Source organism: Nocardia tenerifensis NBRC 101015, assembly GCF_000308715.1.
Taxonomy (GTDB): domain Bacteria; phylum Actinomycetota; class Actinomycetes; order Mycobacteriales; family Mycobacteriaceae; genus Nocardia; species Nocardia tenerifensis.
The window spans coordinates 40664-58969 of record NZ_BAGH01000615.1; the positions used below are offsets into that span (position 1 = coordinate 40664).

Consider the following 18306-nt stretch of genomic DNA (forward strand, 5'->3'; position numbering starts at 1 on the left):
ACCCGCATAGGTGCCTCAGGCCCGGCGGCGCGAACCCTCCGCAACCTATGAATTAGGGTAGGCAAACCAATAGATCGCAAACGAAGGTGACCGACACACATGGATCGCGCCCGCACCAGGACGCTCCCGCTGGCAACGGGGTTGGTGCTGCTACTGGCAGTGCTCGCGTGCACGGTGCTGCTGAGCATCGCCATCGGCTCGCGCGCGCTGCCGTTCCCGACCGTGGTGGACGCCCTGCTGCACTACAACCCCGCGAATGTCGACCACGCCGTCGTGCGCGATCTGCGATTGCCGCGCACGGTGATCGGTGTGCTGGTCGGTACGGCGCTGGGTCTGGCCGGATCGATCATCCAGGGCGCGACGCGCAACCCGCTCGCGGACCCGGGCTTGCTCGGCGTCAACGCCGGCGCGGCCCTGTTCGTCGTCCTCGGGATCAGCGTCCTCGGGTTGACCTCGGTCACCAGCTATGTGTGGTTCGGCTTCGCAGGCGCCGCGGCCGCGGGTGCGATCGTGTTCCTGGTCAGCTCGTTGGGCCGCGACGGCGCCACCCCGATGAAACTCGCGCTCGCCGGCGCCGCGGTGACCGCCGCCTTGCAATCGGTGACCAGCGGCCTACTGCTCACCGACACAACCACTTTCGATCAATACCGCTTCTGGCAGGTGGGTTCGCTCGCCGAGCGTGACCTGCCCACCGTCGGCCAAGCCTTGCCGTTCCTAGCGGTCGGCATCCTGCTGGCGGCGCTGTCGGCGCGCCTGCTGAACGCGCTGGCGCTCGGCGCGGACGTGGCCCGCGCGCTGGGCCAGAACGTGCCGCTCGCCCGCGGCGTCGCGGCGCTTGCGGTGGTCGTGCTGTGCGGCGCGGCGACGGCCATCGCCGGACCCATCGCCTTCGTCGGCCTGATGATCCCGCACGCGGCCCGGTTCCTCACCGGACCCGATCACCGCTGGCTGCTGCCGTACTCGGCGGTGCTGGCCTCGATCCTGCTGCTGGCCGCGGACGTGGTCGGTCGCGTGATCGCGAGACCGGCCGAGGTGCAGGTCGGCGTCGTGACCGCGGTCATCGGCGGCCCGCTGCTGGTCGTGCTGGTGCGCCGCCGGAAGCTGATGCGCGCCACGGCCGAGCCGAGCGGGGCGCGGGCATGAGCGTTATCGATGCGGCCTCGCTCGACGCCGTCGCCCACGCCCGACGCCGGGGCGCCACTCGCGCACGGCTGGTGACGCTGGCGTTGTTCCTCGCGCTGATAGTGGTTTTCGCGTTGACGCTCAGCGTCGGCTCGTATTCGGTTCCGCTGAGCGAGATTCCGGGCATCCTGCTCGGCGGCGGTGCGGGGCAGGACGCGTTCGTGGTCACCCGGCTCCGGTTGCCGAGGGCGGTCGCGGCCATGCTGGTCGGCATCGCGTTCGGCTTGGGCGGCACACTGTTTCAGCGACTGCTGCGCAACCCGCTGGCCAGTCCGGACGTGATCGGAGTCGCCCAGGGCGCGAGCGCGGCGGCCGTCGCCGGACTGATCGTGTTCGGACTCTCCGGCGCGGCGCTGTCGCTGGCCGCCTTCGCCGGCGCGGTCGGCACGGGCGCGGTGATCTACGGCCTCGCGCGGCGCGGTGGGGTGAACGGCTTCCGGCTCGTGCTGGTGGGTGTCGGCGTCGGCGCGGTGCTGACCAGCGTCGTGTCGTACCTCATGACCTGGGCCGACGTCGCGCTCGCGCAGCAGGCCCTGGTCTGGATGATCGGCAATCTCAACGGCCGAAGCTGGAATTCCATTGTGCCCCTGGCTATCGCACTCGCGGTCCTGGTGCCCGCCGCCACGCTGCTGGCTCCCGCGCTCGACGGGCTCCAGCTCGGCGACGACCTCGCCGCCGGTCTGGGCCTGCGGGTGGAGTACACGCGTCTGCTATTGCTGCTGATCGCCACCGCCAGTGTGTCTTTCGCGACCGCGGTGGCCGGGCCGATCGCGTTCGTCGCGTTCGTCGCGAACCCCATCGCCACCCGGCTGACCGGCGGCGGTCGCACGGCCCTGGTCCCCGCCGCGCTCACCGGCGCGCTGGTCACCCTGCTCGCGGACTTCGTCGCGCAGCATCTGCTCGGCAGCCCGCTGCCGGTCGGCGTGGTCACCGGCGCGGTCGGCGCGCCGTATCTGCTGTGGCTGCTCGCCGCGGCCAACCGAGCCGGTCGTGTCTGAAAGGCCTAGCGTGACACCAACTTTGCACACCGAGAACCTCCGGCTCGCCTACGGACCGGTGACGATCGTCGACGACCTCACCGTGCGCATCCCCGAGGGCGCGGTGACCATGATCGTCGGCACCAACGCGTGCGGAAAGTCCACGCTGCTACGCGGTTTGGCGCGGCTGCTCGCGCCCGCCGAGGGCGCGGTGTACCTGGGCGGCGCGCCGATCTCCTCGTTGCGCAGCAAGGACGTCGCGCGGGTGCTGGGCCTGCTGCCGCAGTCTCCCGTTGCGCCCGAGGGCATTACGGTCGCCGACCTGGTCGGTCGCGGGCGCTACCCCCATCAGGGCATGTTTCGCCGATGGACCGCCGAGGACGACGCGGCCGTGGCGCGCGCCCTCCAGGTCACCGACACCGTCGAGTTGGCGGCGCGCTCGGTCGACGAACTCTCCGGCGGTCAGCGCCAACGGGTGTGGATCGCCATGGCGCTGGCCCAGCGCACCCCGATCATGCTGCTGGACGAGCCGACCACCTTCCTCGACATCGCCCACCAGGTCGAGGTTTTGGACCTGCTCGCCGATCTCAACGCTGACGACGGCACCACCGTGGTGATCGTGATGCACGACCTCAATCTGGCCGCCCGCTACGGCGATCACCTCATCGCCATGAAGAACGGCCGCATCGCCCGCGAGGGCGCGCCCGCCGACATCCTCACCGCGGAGCTGGTCGAGGACGTCTTCGGCATGCCGTCGCAGATCATCCCGGACCCCGTGTCCGGCACCCCGATGGTCGTTCCGATCGGACGACATCGCTCCGGCCGGGCCGTCGCGCCCGCCGCCCGGTCCTAGGAAAGGAAGCACACAATGGTCGGATGGACGAAGGCGGTGCTCGCGGTGGCCGCCGCGGCGCTGCTCACCGCATGCGGGGCCGACCCCGCGACCACCCCCGCGGGCGCGGGCGACACCGGTCACGGTGACAAGAACGTCGCCACCGGCGGGGCGCAGTTCGCCACCGCCGACACCGAGACCGCCAAACTGAAGGCCGACGTCGGACCCGGCGTGTTTCCCCGAACGGTCACGCAGGCAATGGGTTCGACCCGCATCGAGAAAAAGCCAACGCGGGTGGTCGTTCTCGACTCCGGCGAGCTGGATGACGTTCTCGCCCTTGGTGTCACGCCGGTCGGCATGGCCACCACCGCCGGACAGCAGGGCGTGCCGTCGTACCTGGCCGACCGCGTGCAGAACATCGCGACCGTCGGCCCGACCAACACCCTCGACCTGGAGAAGATCGCGTCGCTGAAGCCGGACCTGATCCTGGGCAGCAAGTTACGCGTCAGCGACCTGTATCCGCAGCTGTCGGCCATCGCGCCGACCGTGTTCTCCATCCGGCCGGGCTTCCCGTGGAAGGAGAACTTCCTGCTGGTCGGCGCCGCACTCGGCGCGGAGGAGCAGGCCACCAAGCTGCTCAACGACTATCAGGCCAAGGCTAACCAGGTGAAGGCGAAACTGCCCGGCGCACATACGGTCTCGCTCGTGCGCTTCATGAGCGGCAATATCCGCCTGTACGGCAACAAGTCCTTCATCGGCGTCATCCTCGCCGACGTCGGCCTGCCGCGGCCGGCGAACCAGAACGTCGACGAGCTGGCGGTGCAGGTCTCCAAGGAGAACATCGACCAGGCCGCCGGCGACTGGATCTTCTACTCGAGCTACGGCGCCGACGTCTCACCGGACCAGAAAGCCGTTACCTCGGGCCCGATCTGGCAGAACATGAGCGCGGTCAAGGCCGGGCACGCGATCGCGGTGGACGACGAGGTGTGGTTCCTCGGACTCGGGCCGATCGGCGCGATGCGGGTGCTCGACGACCTGAACAAGACCCTGGCCTGACCGGCGCGTGGAGGTCATGACTCCTGCGTCAAGACCTCCACGTAGCCGTCCGTGCCGTGCACGCGGATGCGCTGCCCGTCGCGGATCAGCCGGGTGGCGTGCTCCACCCCGACGACGGCGGGCAGACCGTACTCGCGGGCGATCACCGCGCCGTGCGTCATCAGCCCGCCGACCTCGGTCACCAGCCCCGCGATGGTGACGAACAGCGGGGTCCAGCTCGGATCGGTGTACGCGGTGACCAGGATGTCGCCCGCCTCGAGATCGGCCTGCGCGATATCGGCGACGACGCGGGCGCGGCCCTCGATCGTCCCGGCGGACACCGCCATTCCGGGCAGCGCGCCAGTCGGCAGGTCGGCGCGCCGGTACGCCCCGGTGAGGGCCGTGCCGTCGGAGGTGAGCACGCGCGGCGGGGTGAGCGCCTGGTACGCGCGGAACGCAACTCTTCGCGCATCGATTAGCTCCGCGCTTGCGCGGTCCGTGCGAACCACCTCGCTGAGTTCGTCGAATCGCAGATAGTAGATGTCGTGCGCCGCGCGGAGGACGCCGGCTTCGACCAGGCGTTCGGCCTCCCGCAGCAGTGCCTTCTTATAGACGAAGTAGCGGCTGACCATGCCGTACTTCGGATACTCCCGATACCCGGAGAACGTGCGGACGCGGTCGATCATCCGCTCGGTCTCCTCGGCTTTGCGCTCCCCGTCCGGCAGGGCGCGCAAGCGTCGCAGCAGTTCGGCTTTCTTTCGTTCGGCGTCGCGCAGGCCGTCCGCGAAGCGTTGTTTGCCCGCGCCGGGGCGGAAGTTCTTGATATTGCCGAGGATCGCGGGCACGAGGGTGGCCGGGCTTTCACTCCAGCGTGGCCTGGTTATGTCGATCTCACCGACACAGCGCATGCCGTACTTGTCGAGGAAACCCGTTATCGCCGCCCGTGCTTCCTCGCCACCCGGGTATTCGGTCAGCCGATCCAAGAAATCGTTCCCCGCCGCGCCTTCCTGCTCGACCAGCCGCAGATAAGCCACCACCTCCGGGTACGGGCGGATGGCGTCGGCGACGTCGAGCAACGCCAGGCCCATCTCCGAGGTGACGTTTCCCGGCACCGACTGGGTGAGCGCGTCGGCGGCATTCTTCTCGCCCAACCATTCCCGCAGCCGATCGTTGAGCCACTCCGAGGACTCCATCGCCGTGGTGATCAGCTGTAAACCCTGCGGCGTGAACAGGACTCGGCGCAGCTCCTGCTGGATATCATCTTTGATGAAGTCGAGCAGCTCCGGCCCGGACCTGGTCTCGATCTCGCGTTTCAGGGTGGCGAGCGAGGCCTCGCTGTCCGCGATCAGCTCGGTGACGATACCGGGATCCGCGTCGACGAGCGTGGCGGCGGCGCCCGGCGTTCCGGGTGGCGCTCCGGCGGAATCCTCCGGCGGCACAGGGCGAACGAAGTCATCGCGGTCGAGCAGGGTCCGCAAAGCGTCCCCCAGAAGCGGGTCGGACTTGCCGAGCCCTTCGACCAGTCCGTCGCGGGTGGCCGGCGAGGAGAGCGCCTTGGTGACATCCACGAACAGCCGCCCACCCGCGTCGCGCATGGGCGCCCGACTTGTCAGCTGCCACACCGAGATTCCGAGCGGTTTCATCGCGTCGGTCATCATCTGCTGATGACCGACCGAGACGTAGACGTGGTTTTCCGCGTCGGCCGCGACGGGAATCGGGAAGAGCGTGGTGATCGGCCTGCTCTGCACGATGCGGAAATCCGCACCGTCCAAACACCATTCGACGTCCTGCGGGTCGCCGAAGTGGACCTCGATGCGACGGCCCAGCTCCGCGAGCCGAAGCACCTCTGCGTCGGTGAGCACCGGTTCGTCGCGGCGTTCCTCGGGGATCTCCCGCACCTCGGTACCGCCCGACGGGGCGGGCTCGACGGCGACCTTCTTGGTGGCGATCGTCCTGCCGGTGACCTCGCCGCGGCGAACCTGGTAGACGTCGGCGTTCACCAGCCCCGACACCAGGGCCTCGCCGAGACCGAAGCCCGCGTCGATGGAGACGATCGTACGGTCGGAGGTGAGGGGGTCCGCGGTGACCATGATGCCCGCGGCGCGCGGGAACACCATCCGCTGCACGACCACGCCCATGCGAATAGCGTTGTCGTCGAAGCCGTTTCGCAGCCGGTAGGTGACGGCGCGCTCGGTGAACAGCGAACCCCAGCACCGGCTGACGTGGGCCAGAATCGCCTCGGACCCTACGATGTTCAGATAGGTGTCCTGCTGGCCGGCGAAGGACGCGGTCGGCAAATCCTCTGCCGTGGCGCTGGATCGGACGGCGTACGCGTCCTCCGCACCCAATTCGGCGTGCGCGGCGGCGATCTCGGCCGCCACCTCGCCGGGAATGACGAATTCCTCGATAGCGCAGCGTATTTGCGCGCTCACCGCGCGGATCGCATCCCGATCGTCCGGTGCGAGGCGCGACAGTTCATCGAGCCGGTCCGTGAGCGACGGCGCGCCGGCCACGGTCCGCGCGAACGCCTCCGTGGTCACACAGAAGCCCGCGGGCACCGCCACGCCGTCGATCCGCGACAGCTCACCGAGGTTCGCCCCCTTGCCGCCGACGATCGCGACCTGCGTCCGGTCGATCTCCCCGAAGCCAAGCACATAGGACATTCCGTCACTCCTCCTGTTGGTTTCGGTATATCGCGAGCGATTATGGACCACGAGTCCGCGTCTTATGGCGACGCCTCGCTGAGCAGGGCCGTTACCACGAGGCGAGCAGTGCGGCGCCGAGCAAGGCCAAGCCGAAAGCGGTCGCGACGGCAAGTGCCAAGGGGCGGATCAGACCCGGTCCGGTCGCTCGCGCGAGGAGGTAGCCCGCGCCGCCGCCGAGTGCCGCCACAATCACTCCCTCGCCTTTGACGAGGTAGTACGCCGAAGCCAGCGCCGCGTTGCCTGCCTCATCGACGCCGCGCGCGTCGTCGCCGAACGGGATCGGAAACCGGTAGACCACGCCGAGCAGGATCGCGGTGATCGGTGCGGTCAGCACGGCGGTGAGCGCGCCCCACAGCGCGATCGCCCATCGCGCGGGCGTGCTCGTGCGGACTTCGTGGATCTCCATATCACTCCCTGCTCTCCGTAGCTGAATCGTAGAGTGGGCGCCTCCGGCCGTATCCGTCCGGGCGAGTGTTGGTGAATGAAAAGCCAACAATGAAAGTCGCTGACATTTATAGAATTCGATGACGGATATCGCCCGTCGATAGGTACCTGCATAAATCTACCTAGCGCATTACCGATTGAGCGGGGATATGTGCCCGAGTACCTTGGCTGAATCGTAGCTGAGAAGGTCGTTCCAGCGTTTGAACGTCGCCGATGGCGAAAGTCGATGAGGTCGGGGCAATGAACACGAGTAATGTCGATGAAACAGGGCTGTGCCGATCGAATGACACTGTGTCGCCGTCCGAAATGGCAAGTGGCCGAACGGGTTCCAGGGTTCTACTATCAACCGCGGCGGGACCGCTGCTTTTCGGCACCGCGTTTCTCACCACAGAGCACCTGCCCGCGTGGTTCCCGCGGGTCTGGTCCTGATCATTTTCCGTCCCGCGCTGCCGCAAAGGGGTTGGTGGCTGCGCATGGTCGTGCTCGGTGTGCTGAATTTCGCGGCTTTCTTCGCCTGTCAGGCCATCGCGGCGCATCGGCTGCCGGGCGGGGTGGTCTCGACCATCGCCGCGGCGCAGTGCGTGGTGGTGCCGTTCGTGGTCCTCGCGCTCGGGCAGCGGCTCGGCGCAAGGCAATTCGTGGCGCCGGTGCTCGGATTGCTCGGCGTCGGATTGCTGGTGCTGCGCGGCGGCGTGTGGACGGACACGACCGGCATCGCGGCGGCCGCCGCCCTCGCGCTGCTGTCGGCCACCGGCATGGTGCTCACGCGCCGCTGGGGCGTCCCGCCGTCCGTGCATCCGTTGAGCGCGGTCGCGTGGCAGATGCTCGCCGGCGGCCTGATCCTGATTCCGCTCGCGATCGCGTTCGAGGGCGGCCCGCCGAGCATGACGCTCGGCCAGTTGGCCGCCACCGCGTGGCTTTCCATCCCCGCGACCGCACTGGCATTCGCACTGTTTTTCGGTGGCCTGTACCGAGGTGTCGAGCCGACCACCGCGTCGCGACTGATGCTGCTCGGCCCCGTAGTCGCCGTCGCACTCGGCTGGGTGTTCGCCGCCGAGAGTTTGACCACGCAGCAACTCGCCGGAGTTCTGCTCGTGCTCGTCGCGCAGTTCGGCGGACTGGAGCGCGGCGGCGCCCGACGGCTCGGCAACCGCACGCGGTCAACCGGGCCGGCGAATCGGCAGCGCCGACGTGCGCTTGTGGACTCCACCATACGAACAGGTTCCGACGGACGGCTCGGCTAGAGACCTTTGCCCGAGATCGCTGTACTCGCTTTCTCGCGGCAGCGGAGTCTTGCGCTCCGCGAGAACGCCACCCGCACAGACTATTTGACGGCTCAGGTAGGCCGGAGGGTGAGAACGGTGCGCTCACCGACGTCGACCGTCAGTTCCACACGGCCGTGGTCATCAGCCCGGACCATCGCCTCGTGCGCGCCGAGCACTCGATAATCCCGTTGCGGCACAAGCTGGTCCAGCCGCACCGTGCAACGCCCCGGCTGTTGCCCGGCGCGCAGGACAGCATCGAGACCCGCGCCGTCGGTGACGGCCTTGGCGACGAGCACCGCGGGGTAGGGGACCGCCCGGATGCGCGGGCCGCGCGTCCACCGCTGCGGCCTCGGCACGGTCATCATGTCGGTCAGCGCGTGCGCCCGGCCGAGACCGCCGAGTCCGAGCATGCCGTTGGCGTGCACGGACGCTCGCTCGAAGGCCCACACGCCCGGCTGCGCGTCATCGGGCGTGAACTGGAGTTGCCTGGTCGCCTCCGTCCACAGCGTGTCCCACCACTCGCCCTCGCCGCACTCCTGCGCCAGCAGCAGCGCCGCGGCCAGCGGTTCGGCATTGGTCGGCGCGCCGGATCCCCAGTCACCCGCCGTCGGCGACTCCTTCCCGCCGGAGGTCGGGTGCCGATAGCGACCGCTGTCGAGCCACTCGTCGCGCAGGATCTGCCAGGACCGCCACGCCAGATCCGGCAGCAGTGGGCTGACGAACGCGGCGATCGCGGCGGTGGACGCGGGACCGCGAAAGCCGCGCGCGGCCAAGCCGAGTCCGGAGACGAGAAACGCGATGACGTCCCCGTCGGCGGCGGTGAACTCGCTCTCGAGCCGCTCCCGCAGCCTTGCCGCGATCTCGGCGGCGTGCGCGGTGCCGTTCATGGCGTCGAGCACGGCGACGCCCGCGGCGGCGACGGCATTGCAATAGGGAAAAACCAAGCCGTGCTTGCGTTTCCGCCCGACCGGCACCGGCTCGCACGCCCACAGGCACAGGTCGGTCCGGAAGTTCCGCAGGACGATGTCGTTGATCGCCGGATGGTCATACACGTAGCTCCGCTCCGGAGAGCGTTGGAAGCGCAGCGATCCCGGCCGATCGAACCCGGCGTCCCCGGTCGCTTGCCGGAACATGGCGAGTTGCAGGTTGAGATACCCGGTGAACATGATGTTCTGCGGCACGTCGATCGGGTCGGCACGACGGTGCCGAAAGTCCCAGTTGCCCAACAGGTTCTGTCGATACCAATAGCCCCAGACCCGGGGGTCCTGCATGCGGGCGAGGAGGTTCAGCTGCGCCTGATGCGGTGCGCCCCAGTAGGCCGGGGTGTGGGCATAGCCGAACATCGACAACCCCCACCCGACGGCGTTGAGTTGATATCGGTACTGCTGCAACGGCCCTGGGCCTTCGCGGTCGAATCCCGCCCAGCTGTCGACCGGTTGCAGCGCCAGTCTGGTCAGATGCCGGTGCAGCCGAAGCTGATCGATGCTCGCCTCGACGACGAGCGGCGTTCCCCGCCGGAGCGGGACCGGCGCGGTCTGGATCGGACAGTGCAGCATGGCGCGGCGCTGCTCGAGATAGTGCTCCCGCTCCTCTCCGACCCGGCGGGCCGCCTGGTGCCGCAGCTGCTCACGCAGCACGACGCCGAGGGTGACGCCGAGGGCGAGCGCCGGAGCAGCCCACGAGACCCAGGAAAGCGGAAAAGACTGTGCATCATGCGAATTCGTGAGCAACGCGCCGACGGTCGCGGCGCCGACGACGAGGGCGGGCACGGTGACATGGTCCGAGCGCGCGATGGCACGGAACATGAACGCCCAACCCGTGGCCGCCGCGACGAGCAGAAATCCCGCGATATGCCCGGCGAGGACGATCGCGAACGGCGCGGTCGTCACGGTCCACCCGACCGCGGCCACGGCGGCGACCACGACCGCGCAGGCGAGTCCGCGACGATCGCGCAACGCCCAGCCGAGCGCCGCGATCACCGTCGCCAGCAACAGCACATGCACGGTCGTGGTGAACGCATCGGCACCGTGGTGATGCGGCGCGGGCGTCGAGTAGAGCAGCCCGGCCCCGGGCACCGCCAGCCCGGCCGCGAACGCGCGCCACGGCGCGGACAGCCCGAGCAGCCACGGCCCGACCGCCAGCAACACCCACGCCGATATCGATACCGACAAGGTCCTGCGCCACGCCCGCGCGGTGATCGGACCCCGCAGTCGGCGCACGGTGCCTGTCGGAACTGTTTGCGTCACAGTGCTTCCCGGGATGAAGAGTCGCCGAGGAGTTCGAGATAGGCCGTGCTTTCGGCCGGCCGATCGCGTGACGGCGGGTCATCGTCGCGACGACCGGTCCGGCGCAGCACAGCCGCCAGGCGCGGCCCGACGACCAGCACGAGCCCGGCGAGCAACGCGCAGCACACCATGGCGGCTTCTCCTCATCGTCTCGGCGGCAACGTTGGGGCGGTGCCGCAAGGGGTTTGAAGAGAACGGCACCGCTGATTCGAGGTTGGCTCCTAGAGGGGGTGTGCGCATCAGTAGGCGCATAGGTACGACGGCCGACTAAGGTCCGTGACCATGGGTGCTCGAGACCGCTCGGAGGGACCCGGCCCGCGCTCCGCCCCGGACGCGTTCGTCGGACGACAGCTGGAATTGGACCAGCTCATCACCTTGCTGCTGCGCGCACCGCGGCTGGTCACCCTGCTGGGGCCGGGCGGGATCGGCAAGACCCGGCTGGCGGCGGAGGCGGTGGCCCGGTTCCAGCGCAGCACCGGTGTCGAGGTGCATTGGGCGCGGCTGGCCCGCCTCGCCGCCGGCTCCGACGCGAACGCCGTCGCCGAGGAGATCGCGCACGCCGTGATGGAGACCGACTTCTCGGGTCGCTCGGTGTGGCAGGCGATCGTCGACGCGCTCGCGGGTCGCGGCGATCAGGTGGTGCTGGTGCTGGACAACTGCGAGCACCTGCTCGAGGGCGTCGGCAGCGTGGTCGACCGGCTGGCGGCCGAGGCGCCGAACCTGAGCATCGTCGCGACCAGCCGGGAGGCCATCGGCTGGATCGACGAGCACCGGGTGCCGGTGCCGCCGTTGTCGCGCGAGCACGGGGTCGCGTTGTTCCAGCAGCGGTCGGAGTTGATCGGCCGCTCGGTGACCCACCCGGAGCAGGCCGAGATCATGGCGGAGATCTGCCGCCACGTGAACAACCACCCGCTCTACATCCGGCTCGCCGCAGCGCGTTTGGTGCGCGAGCCGCTGCCAATGATCCTGCGCGAACTCAGCGGCGAGGTGCACAACGATCAGCGGATGCGCTGGTCGGACGGTCCCCGGGTCGGCGCAGACGCGCGCCACCGCCGGGTGCGCGACGTCATCTCCTGGTCCTATGAGCTCTGCGATGAGCAGGAGCGGATTCTGTTCGAGCGGATGGCGGTCTTCGCGGCGGGATACGACGTCAACCCCGCCGACTCGCCGGACGGTGCGGCGCTCGATGTCGGCGCCGAGCGCGAGGCGATCGAGTTCGTCTGCTCGGATCCGGACGACGACGCGGTGACCGGTGGTTCGATTCGCTTGTGCCGGAACGAGATTCCCGATGTGCTCGACCGCCTGGTCGACCAATCCCTGGTCTCGGTGCACCTCACCCCGACGACCGTTCGGTACTCGCTGCTGGAGAGCATTCGCGTCTTCGCCCAGCATCGACTCGAACTGCGTTCGCGCGCGGGCTCGGACGAGCGGGCGCGGCTGGAGCGCAGGCATCGCCAGTACTACCGCGACAAGGTGGTCGACGCGGCGACGAACTGGTTCGGGCCCGCCGAGCTGCGCTACCTCGACTGGGCGCGCGCGGCGTGGGACAACATCCTGACCGCGATCGACCGCAGCGTGGCCGAGCCGGGCCAGGCCGCCGTCGCGCTCGACATCTGCCGCGGCCTGCTGGCGATCCGGCTGCCCTTCCTCGGCTGCTCGTTCCGGGAGATCCGGTTGTGGTCGGCCAGGACGCTCGCGGCCTCCCGGCAGCTCGACGCGCGGCCGACCGAGAAGCACATCGAGACAACGGCTTTGGTTGTCTGGATCGCCCTGTGCCAAGGAATGCTCGACGAGGCCGAGGAGATGCTCGACGAGTGCGCGCGGATGTGCCTCGGCGACGACGCGGGCCCGGCTCGGTGGCGTGCGGCGCCCGAGATCGATGCGGGATTCACCGCCGCCGTCGAGTTCGCCTGGGGCGTAGAGCTGTTGATCGCGGTCGGCGACCCGCGTTCGGTCGTGGTGCTGCGCCGGGCCGCCGAGAAGTACCGGCGGGACGATGATGTCGGCGGTTCGGTCACGGCCGAGCTTTTCGGCGCGCTGGCCGCCGGCCTGCTGGGCACGGTCGAGGAGGCGAACGCGCTGTCCGCGAGTTTCCTTGCGCGGGTGGAGGACTCGGGAGCCTCCTGGGTGCACTCGTGGGCTCGGCTGGCACGTGCCGTCGCGTTGATCCGTGCCGATAAGCCCTGCGCCGCAATGGAGTCCGCGCGATCCGCGCTCACCCACCTCACCCGGATCCGCGACCGGTGGGGCGAGCTGTGGGCGGTGCAGTTCCGAATCTGGGCCTTGGCGCGACTCATTCAGCAGGCGCAGCAGGCCAGGGACCGGCCGCGCGCGGTCGCGGCGGCGACCGAGATCGCGCAGCTCACCGGCGGCACGAAAGCGCTTCTCGCCAAGGCGAATATGGACGTCAGCGGGCTGGGGCCGTTCACGACCGAGACCGAGCAGGCGGTCGCGGCCGGGCGCGCGGTGCTCGGCGAAACCGCCTATGCGGCCGCCGAAGAGCAGGGGAGCCGGCTGCGACCCGAACGCGGCGAACTACAGTCGCTGGCCCTCGGCTCGCTGACGCTGAATCGACCCCGGGCCGAACGCGAGGACGGGTGGTCGCTGCTCTCGCCCGCGGAGGCCGAGGTCGCCATCCTCGCCGCCGCGGGCTGGACCAACAGCGCGATCGCCGTCCGGCGTGGCATTTCGACGCGCACCGTCGACGCGCAGGTCGCGTCCGTCTTGCAGAAGCTGTCGATCGGGTCCCGTGCGGAGATCGACGAGCGGGCGCCGCGCGCGCTGCGCGATCGGTTGCGTGCGGAGGCCATGCGGGCGCCGGGGCGCCAGCAGCGTCGACGGGACCACTAGGCCCTCGGTTGTATTCAGTCCTAGGGGGAGAGCTGATGGCGGGCGCTGCTCGACTATGCTGCCGCCGGCTACTTATGGTCGTTTGACCAGCCCCGAGGGTTGCCTGTCGAGAAGCCTCGCGGGTCGCGGGTCTGCCCTGGTGTCGATTCGTTTCGGCTGCTGGAGGCGCCGGTTGGGGCTTCGCGACAGGGCTCAATCCGCATAGGTGATCTACCGATACGTATGCCGATGCCGTTGCGCGTGACGCAAGGCAAGGTCGCAGGGCAGCGGCTGGACAGCCGTTGATGACCGTTGTCGTTCCCTCGCATATGTTCCCTCGCCGGAAGGCCCGGACTGTGACCTCATCAACCAGTGCCCGTGCGCCACGTTCGTCATCGCGTCACGGTTCGCCGGTGCACCCCGACATCGATCGAGTCTTGTTGTACAGCCCCGAATTCGCGGCCGATCCGCATCGCGCGTACGCCGCGATGCGCGCCGAATACGGTCCGCTGGTACCGGTGGAGCTCGCGCCGCAGGTGCCCGCGACACTGGTCATCGGCTATCACACCGCGCTACGAATCCTGCACGACCCCGAGCACTTTCCGGCCGATCCGCGGAGCTGGCAGCACACCGTTCCGGCCGACTCCGCCGTGCTGCCGCTGCTGGAGTGGCGACCGAATGCCTTGCGCAGCAGTGGAGCCGAGCACGCGCGGTACCGGGTGGCGAACACCTCGGCGATCAACGGCGTCGATCTCGGCGAACTGCGCGACGCGGTCGACGAACTGGCGACCGCGTTGATCGACCGATTCCGGCGTGCCGGAACCGCGGACCTGGTGCGCGAGTACGCGCAGCCGTTGGCGTTCGGCATCGTCAACCGCATGCTCGGCTGCCCGGCGGAGATCGGTGAGCGGATCGCGCGCGGCATGGTCGCGATCTTCGAGGGTGACGATGCGGCGCAAGGCAATCGGCTGCTCACCGAGGCGCTCATGGAGTTGGTCGAGCACAAGCGCGCGGAGCCCGGCGCGGACATCACCACCAGCCTGCTCAACCATCAGGTAGCGCTCGACGACCTCGAACTGGTCCACCAGCTGGTGGTGCTCTACGGGGCGGGCATCGAACCGCTGCAAAACCTCATCCTCAACGCCCTGCTGCTCATTCTGGACGACGATCGCTTCGGCGGAGACCTGCTCGGCGGCAGCCTGTCCACCCGCGACGCGCTCGACGAGGTCCTGTTCACCGACCCGCCCATGGCCAACTTCTGCGTCACCTACCCGCGCCAGCCCGTCCTGATCGACGGGGTCTGGCTGCCCGCGCATCAGCCGGTGGTCATCAGCATGGCCGCAGGCAACAACGACCCCGCCATCCGCGCCGACGACCGCACCGGCAACCGTTCACACCTGGCCTGGAGCGCCGGACCGCACGCGTGTCCCGCCCGGTCGGCCGCGTACCTGGTCGCGCAGGAGGCCGTCGACCAGCTCCTCGATATCCTGCCCGACCTCGAATTAGCCACCCCGGCAAGCGAATTGGTGTGGCGGCCGGGGCCGTTCCATCGCGCGCTGGCGACTTTGCCGGTGCGGTTTCCACCGGTCTCCGCACTGCCGCGGTGAAACCGGAATCATCACGGACGCACCATCGTCTACGAAATCCCCATTCTCGCAACGTTTATCGGTGGGAGCCCGCGTCAACAGGCATGAAGGATCCGGCGCGCAGATCCCCACACGGAAGCGTTGACGCGATTTGTCGCGCAGGCGGAGCCTGGTCGCATGAATTACAGGCCATTCATGCTCTGCGCCGTCGCCGCCGTGCTCTTGATTCCCGCGGCCACGGCCAACGCCGCCGAACCCATTGTCGTCAAAGGGACATTCGCGCCGTGGAAGGAGGGCGCCACCGCCGTCACCTACGATCAGACGCTCGCCCCCGCCGGCAGCCGCGCCACGGTCATCCTCGCCGAGAAGGGCGATAAGACCACGGCCATCCTGCGAGTCAGCGGACTGCTGCCCAACCGCGTCTACGGCTCACACGCACACCAGAAGTCCTGTGGCGCGAAGCCGGCCGACGCCGGTTTCCACTACCAGAATGTTGAGGACCCGAACGCCAAGGACAAGATGTCCATGGACGCGAGATACGCCAATCCGCAGAACGAACTCTGGCTCGACTTCACCACCGACGAGCACGGCAGGGCGCTGCAGGTGTCCACCGTGCAGTGGCACTTCCGAGCCGGGCAGCCCGGTTCGGTCGTCTTGCATGAGAAGAAGACCGATACTACGGATGGCAATGCCGGTATGGCCGGGGCCAGGGTTGCCTGCTTGAGTATTCCGCACTGATCGTTTGCTTGCGGTCTCAGCCCAGCTATATGACGTTTCGCGGGCGCCCGCTGTTTTCTCCGGCGGGCGCCTCCAACGCGTCTCGGTGCCGATTTTGTCGCGTCACCGATGATGACGAGAATGGTCGCATGGTCGAACTCGTACTGGTCCGAGGCGATATCACCGAACAGGCGGTGGACGCGGTGGTGAACGCGGCGAATTCGTCACTGCTCGGCGGAGGCGGTGTCGACGGAGCCATTCACCGCAAAGGTGGTCCGGCGATCCTGGCCGCGTGCCGCGAGCTACGCGCGTCCCGGTACGGCAAGGGACTGCCCACCGGCCAGGCCGTCGCGACGACCGGCGGCAACCTCCCCGCACGATGGGTGATCCACACGGTCGGCCCGGTCTGGTCGACCCGTGACGACCGCTCCGAACTCCTCGCCTCCTGCTACCGCGAATCCCTGCGCGTAGCAGACGAATTGGGCGCCCGCACCGTAGCATTCCCCGCCATCTCCACCGGCATCTACGGTTGGCCGATCGATAACGGCGCCCGCATCGCGATCGACACCGTGCGTGCCACCGACTCCGCGGTGGAAGAAGTGCGTTTTGTACTCTTCAGCCAAGACGCCTACGACGCCTTCGCCGCCGTGGTGTAAGTCAGCCGCTCCGACATTTTCGGTAGCCGCCGCGTTCAACGGTCTCTGCGGCGTTACGGTGCGGCAGGCTCCACGGGAGGATAGCCACAGGTTTCCGGTCCGCAATCGTCCTTGTGGTCACGACCCCATAGACCGATGTCGCGTTCGAGGGCTCGGCCGAGATGCAGCAGTTGGCGCTGCCGCCTTCTCGGCACGGTGGACGGCAGCGCGGTGAAGGTTTCCGGCGCGACCTCCACCGTGCTGGTGACTTGCTCGCCGTCCGACATCCGCACGAGCACTCTGCATTCCCACAGGAGCGTTCCCTCCGGCCCCGGCCATTGAAAATCGGAGGGATCGGGCACCAGATAATGCATGCCCTCCGGATCGAGATGTGCTCGCAGCCAAGGAAAACCGTCGCTGTAAAGGGCGCAAAGGGCATCGGTGTCCACCGCTTTGAGAACACGACCTTGCCGAGGCAGCGCCCTGCGCCCGCGCGGCCGTCGGACCGGCCAGCGTTCATACCAGCCGATCCGCTGCCGCCAGCTCAGCAACGGTGCACCGGTGCCCGTCGCCGGCAGCGGTGGCGGCGGCTCCCAGCGACACACTTGATTGGCGTAGTGCAGGATCCACGCCCGCCCCTCCGGCCCCGCGAACTCCCACGTCCAAGCCATAGGGCGACGTACCATCGCGAGTTCTTGACGATGCCTCGGTGAACTCCTCCCGCGCGCCCGTCGCCCACCCGCCCGCGCCACCCCCGGCAGATTGTGGCAAAGATCAGCCAGAAACCGAATCCGCTCCACATCATCCGCGAGCACAACACCCGGCTCCTCCCGCCGAGCCGCCCCCGCGAGATACCGAATCTCCACCAGCGCCTGGGCGGCCAGAAACGCAGCCACCTTCCGATCCGTCTCGGCGGCAACCAATTCGCGGAGAAACTTCATGGCCGTTCAACGACGAACCCGCAGTACCCGTTCCCGGCCATCCCCGCTACTCGCTGCGGAGCTGAAGCAGCAAGCCGCACAACGGTTCCGATGCGTCCGAGTCCGGCAGCTAGGGCAATCGTGGTCGCCGCCGTCCGGGACCGCGGCGACCGACGCGGTGTTGATGATGACGCCGTGCTGGCACGGTCACCTCGGGTCGGCCTCGACCCGTCTGCCGCCAGCTCTGTTTCACGCGTAGTTCAGTCCGTCGCTCGGCGAAGCTAGGTGCGCGCGTCCATGGTGGTTCGGCGTCGAGCGATTCGATGACGATCTCGCTGACCGCAGCTTCGTGTAGGTCTAATTGCACTGTCGCTGTTGATGTTTCGCCGTGGCAGAGAACAACACCTACTCTCTTTACGCATGGGGCAACTTCCTCGATGAGACCGGTCTGGATCGCCTGGACGCCTGGCTCGATCCCGATGTGCTCAGCGGTGCGCGACTGTTCGAGAACCCCGACGTCACCCTGTACGAGGAGCAGTTGCGCATCGACGCGAGTAGCAGCTACTACTTCGTCGGCGGTGAGTACGTTCTGGGCCGCGATCTCGCCGAACCCTGCGCCGATTGGCGGGCAGCCTACCTGTGCCTTGCCACGGACGGAACCCTCGACGGCGCATTAGAGGTAGTGGCGCAGTTCGAAGACGAGTGGGATCGCGATGACACACCGACCCGCAATCCTCTCCCGGCAGGCGAGGTCGTCACAGTCTGGGAAGACCCGCACGGACAGTGGGACCTAGCTCTGGTGCGCAACTAGACCTGCCTAACCGCCACCGCGCGCCAGCGAGAGCGGCCTTGTCGAGCAGCGAAGACTGAGCGGACGACGGACTCGTCGCCTTC

At 68.5% G+C, this 18306-nt stretch carries 14 protein-coding genes; 10 read left to right on the forward strand and 4 right to left on the reverse strand.

All coding sequences use genetic code 11. The features are described 5' to 3' along the window. Positions 1 to 99: 99 nt before the first annotated feature. Genes ON39_RS45100 through ON39_RS45115 form a run of 4 tightly spaced genes read left to right on the forward strand, consistent with a single transcriptional unit; the run spans position 100 to position 4047 of the window. Positions 100 to 1143: a FecCD family ABC transporter permease gene (locus ON39_RS45100; protein ID WP_051187956.1), complete on the forward strand. Its 1044-nt coding sequence runs from the start codon at positions 100 to 102 to the stop codon at positions 1141 to 1143. Continuing rightward, positions 1140 to 2180 (forward strand): FecCD family ABC transporter permease, encoded by a 1041-nt coding sequence (locus ON39_RS45105; RefSeq protein ID WP_040743568.1) that lies wholly within the window; start codon positions 1140 to 1142, stop codon positions 2178 to 2180. The genes ON39_RS45100 and ON39_RS45105 overlap by 4 nt, the downstream gene beginning before the upstream one ends. 10 nt (positions 2181 to 2190) lie before the next feature. Continuing rightward, the gene (locus ON39_RS45110; protein ID WP_040743569.1) at positions 2191 to 3012 is read left to right on the forward strand and encodes an ABC transporter ATP-binding protein; all 822 of its coding nucleotides are present in this window, start codon (positions 2191 to 2193) and stop codon (positions 3010 to 3012) included. 15 nt (positions 3013 to 3027) lie between these two features. Next, positions 3028 to 4047 carry an ABC transporter substrate-binding protein gene (locus ON39_RS45115; protein WP_040743570.1) on the forward strand — a complete coding sequence of 340 codons (1020 nt, stop codon included), beginning with the start codon at positions 3028 to 3030 and terminating at the stop codon, positions 4045 to 4047. A 14-nt stretch (positions 4048 to 4061) separates the two neighbouring features. Here the strand turns inward: ON39_RS45115 and rph are convergent, their stop codons facing one another. Further along, positions 4062 to 6689: a rifamycin-inactivating phosphotransferase gene (gene rph, locus ON39_RS45120; protein ID WP_040743571.1), complete on the reverse strand. Its 2628-nt coding sequence runs from the start codon at positions 6687 to 6689 to the stop codon at positions 4062 to 4064. 91 nt (positions 6690 to 6780) lie between these two features. After that, complete coding sequence (locus ON39_RS45125) at positions 6781 to 7137, reverse strand: hypothetical protein (RefSeq protein WP_040743572.1); 357 nt, start codon at positions 7135 to 7137, stop codon at positions 6781 to 6783. Between the two features lie 442 nt (positions 7138 to 7579). Here ON39_RS45125 and ON39_RS45130 point away from each other — a divergent pair, with 442 nt between their 5' ends. Continuing rightward, positions 7580 to 8419, forward strand: a complete 840-nt coding sequence (locus ON39_RS45130) for an EamA family transporter (RefSeq protein ID WP_051187957.1) — start codon at positions 7580 to 7582, stop codon at positions 8417 to 8419. Between the two features lie 92 nt (positions 8420 to 8511). Here the strand turns inward: ON39_RS45130 and ON39_RS45135 are convergent, their stop codons facing one another. After that, on the reverse strand, positions 8512 to 10686 hold the full coding sequence (locus tag ON39_RS45135; RefSeq protein WP_146251015.1) for a linalool dehydratase/isomerase domain-containing protein: 2175 nt from the start codon (positions 10684 to 10686) through the stop codon (positions 8512 to 8514). A 321-nt stretch (positions 10687 to 11007) separates the two neighbouring features. Here ON39_RS45135 and ON39_RS45140 point away from each other — a divergent pair, with 321 nt between their 5' ends. From ON39_RS45140 to ON39_RS45155, 4 genes are all read left to right on the forward strand, one after another. Beyond that, entirely contained in the window at positions 11008 to 13575 is a 2568-nt protein-coding gene (locus tag ON39_RS45140) for an ATP-binding protein (RefSeq protein WP_040743574.1), read from the forward strand. Between the two features lie 308 nt (positions 13576 to 13883). Beyond that, positions 13884 to 15161 carry a cytochrome P450 family protein gene (locus ON39_RS45145; protein ID WP_373283809.1) on the forward strand — a complete coding sequence of 426 codons (1278 nt, stop codon included), beginning with the start codon at positions 13884 to 13886 and terminating at the stop codon, positions 15159 to 15161. A gap of 156 nt (positions 15162 to 15317) precedes the next feature. Then, positions 15318 to 15878, forward strand: coding sequence for a superoxide dismutase family protein (locus ON39_RS45150; RefSeq protein WP_040743576.1), 561 nt, complete (start codon positions 15318 to 15320; stop codon positions 15876 to 15878). Between the two features lie 128 nt (positions 15879 to 16006). Then, a complete protein-coding gene (locus ON39_RS45155) occupies positions 16007 to 16513 on the forward strand; it encodes an O-acetyl-ADP-ribose deacetylase (protein ID WP_040743577.1) in 507 nt (168 codons plus the stop codon). 53 nt (positions 16514 to 16566) lie between these two features. Here the strand turns inward: ON39_RS45155 and ON39_RS49560 are convergent, their stop codons facing one another. Then, the gene (locus ON39_RS49560; protein ID WP_146251014.1) at positions 16567 to 17433 is read right to left on the reverse strand and encodes a hypothetical protein; all 867 of its coding nucleotides are present in this window, start codon (positions 17431 to 17433) and stop codon (positions 16567 to 16569) included. Positions 17434 to 17800: 367 nt separating this feature from the next. On the opposite strand from ON39_RS49560, the gene ON39_RS45165 reads away from it, so the two are divergent. Next, a complete protein-coding gene (locus ON39_RS45165) occupies positions 17801 to 18223 on the forward strand; it encodes a hypothetical protein (protein WP_040743579.1) in 423 nt (140 codons plus the stop codon). Positions 18224 to 18306 lie beyond the last annotated feature (83 nt).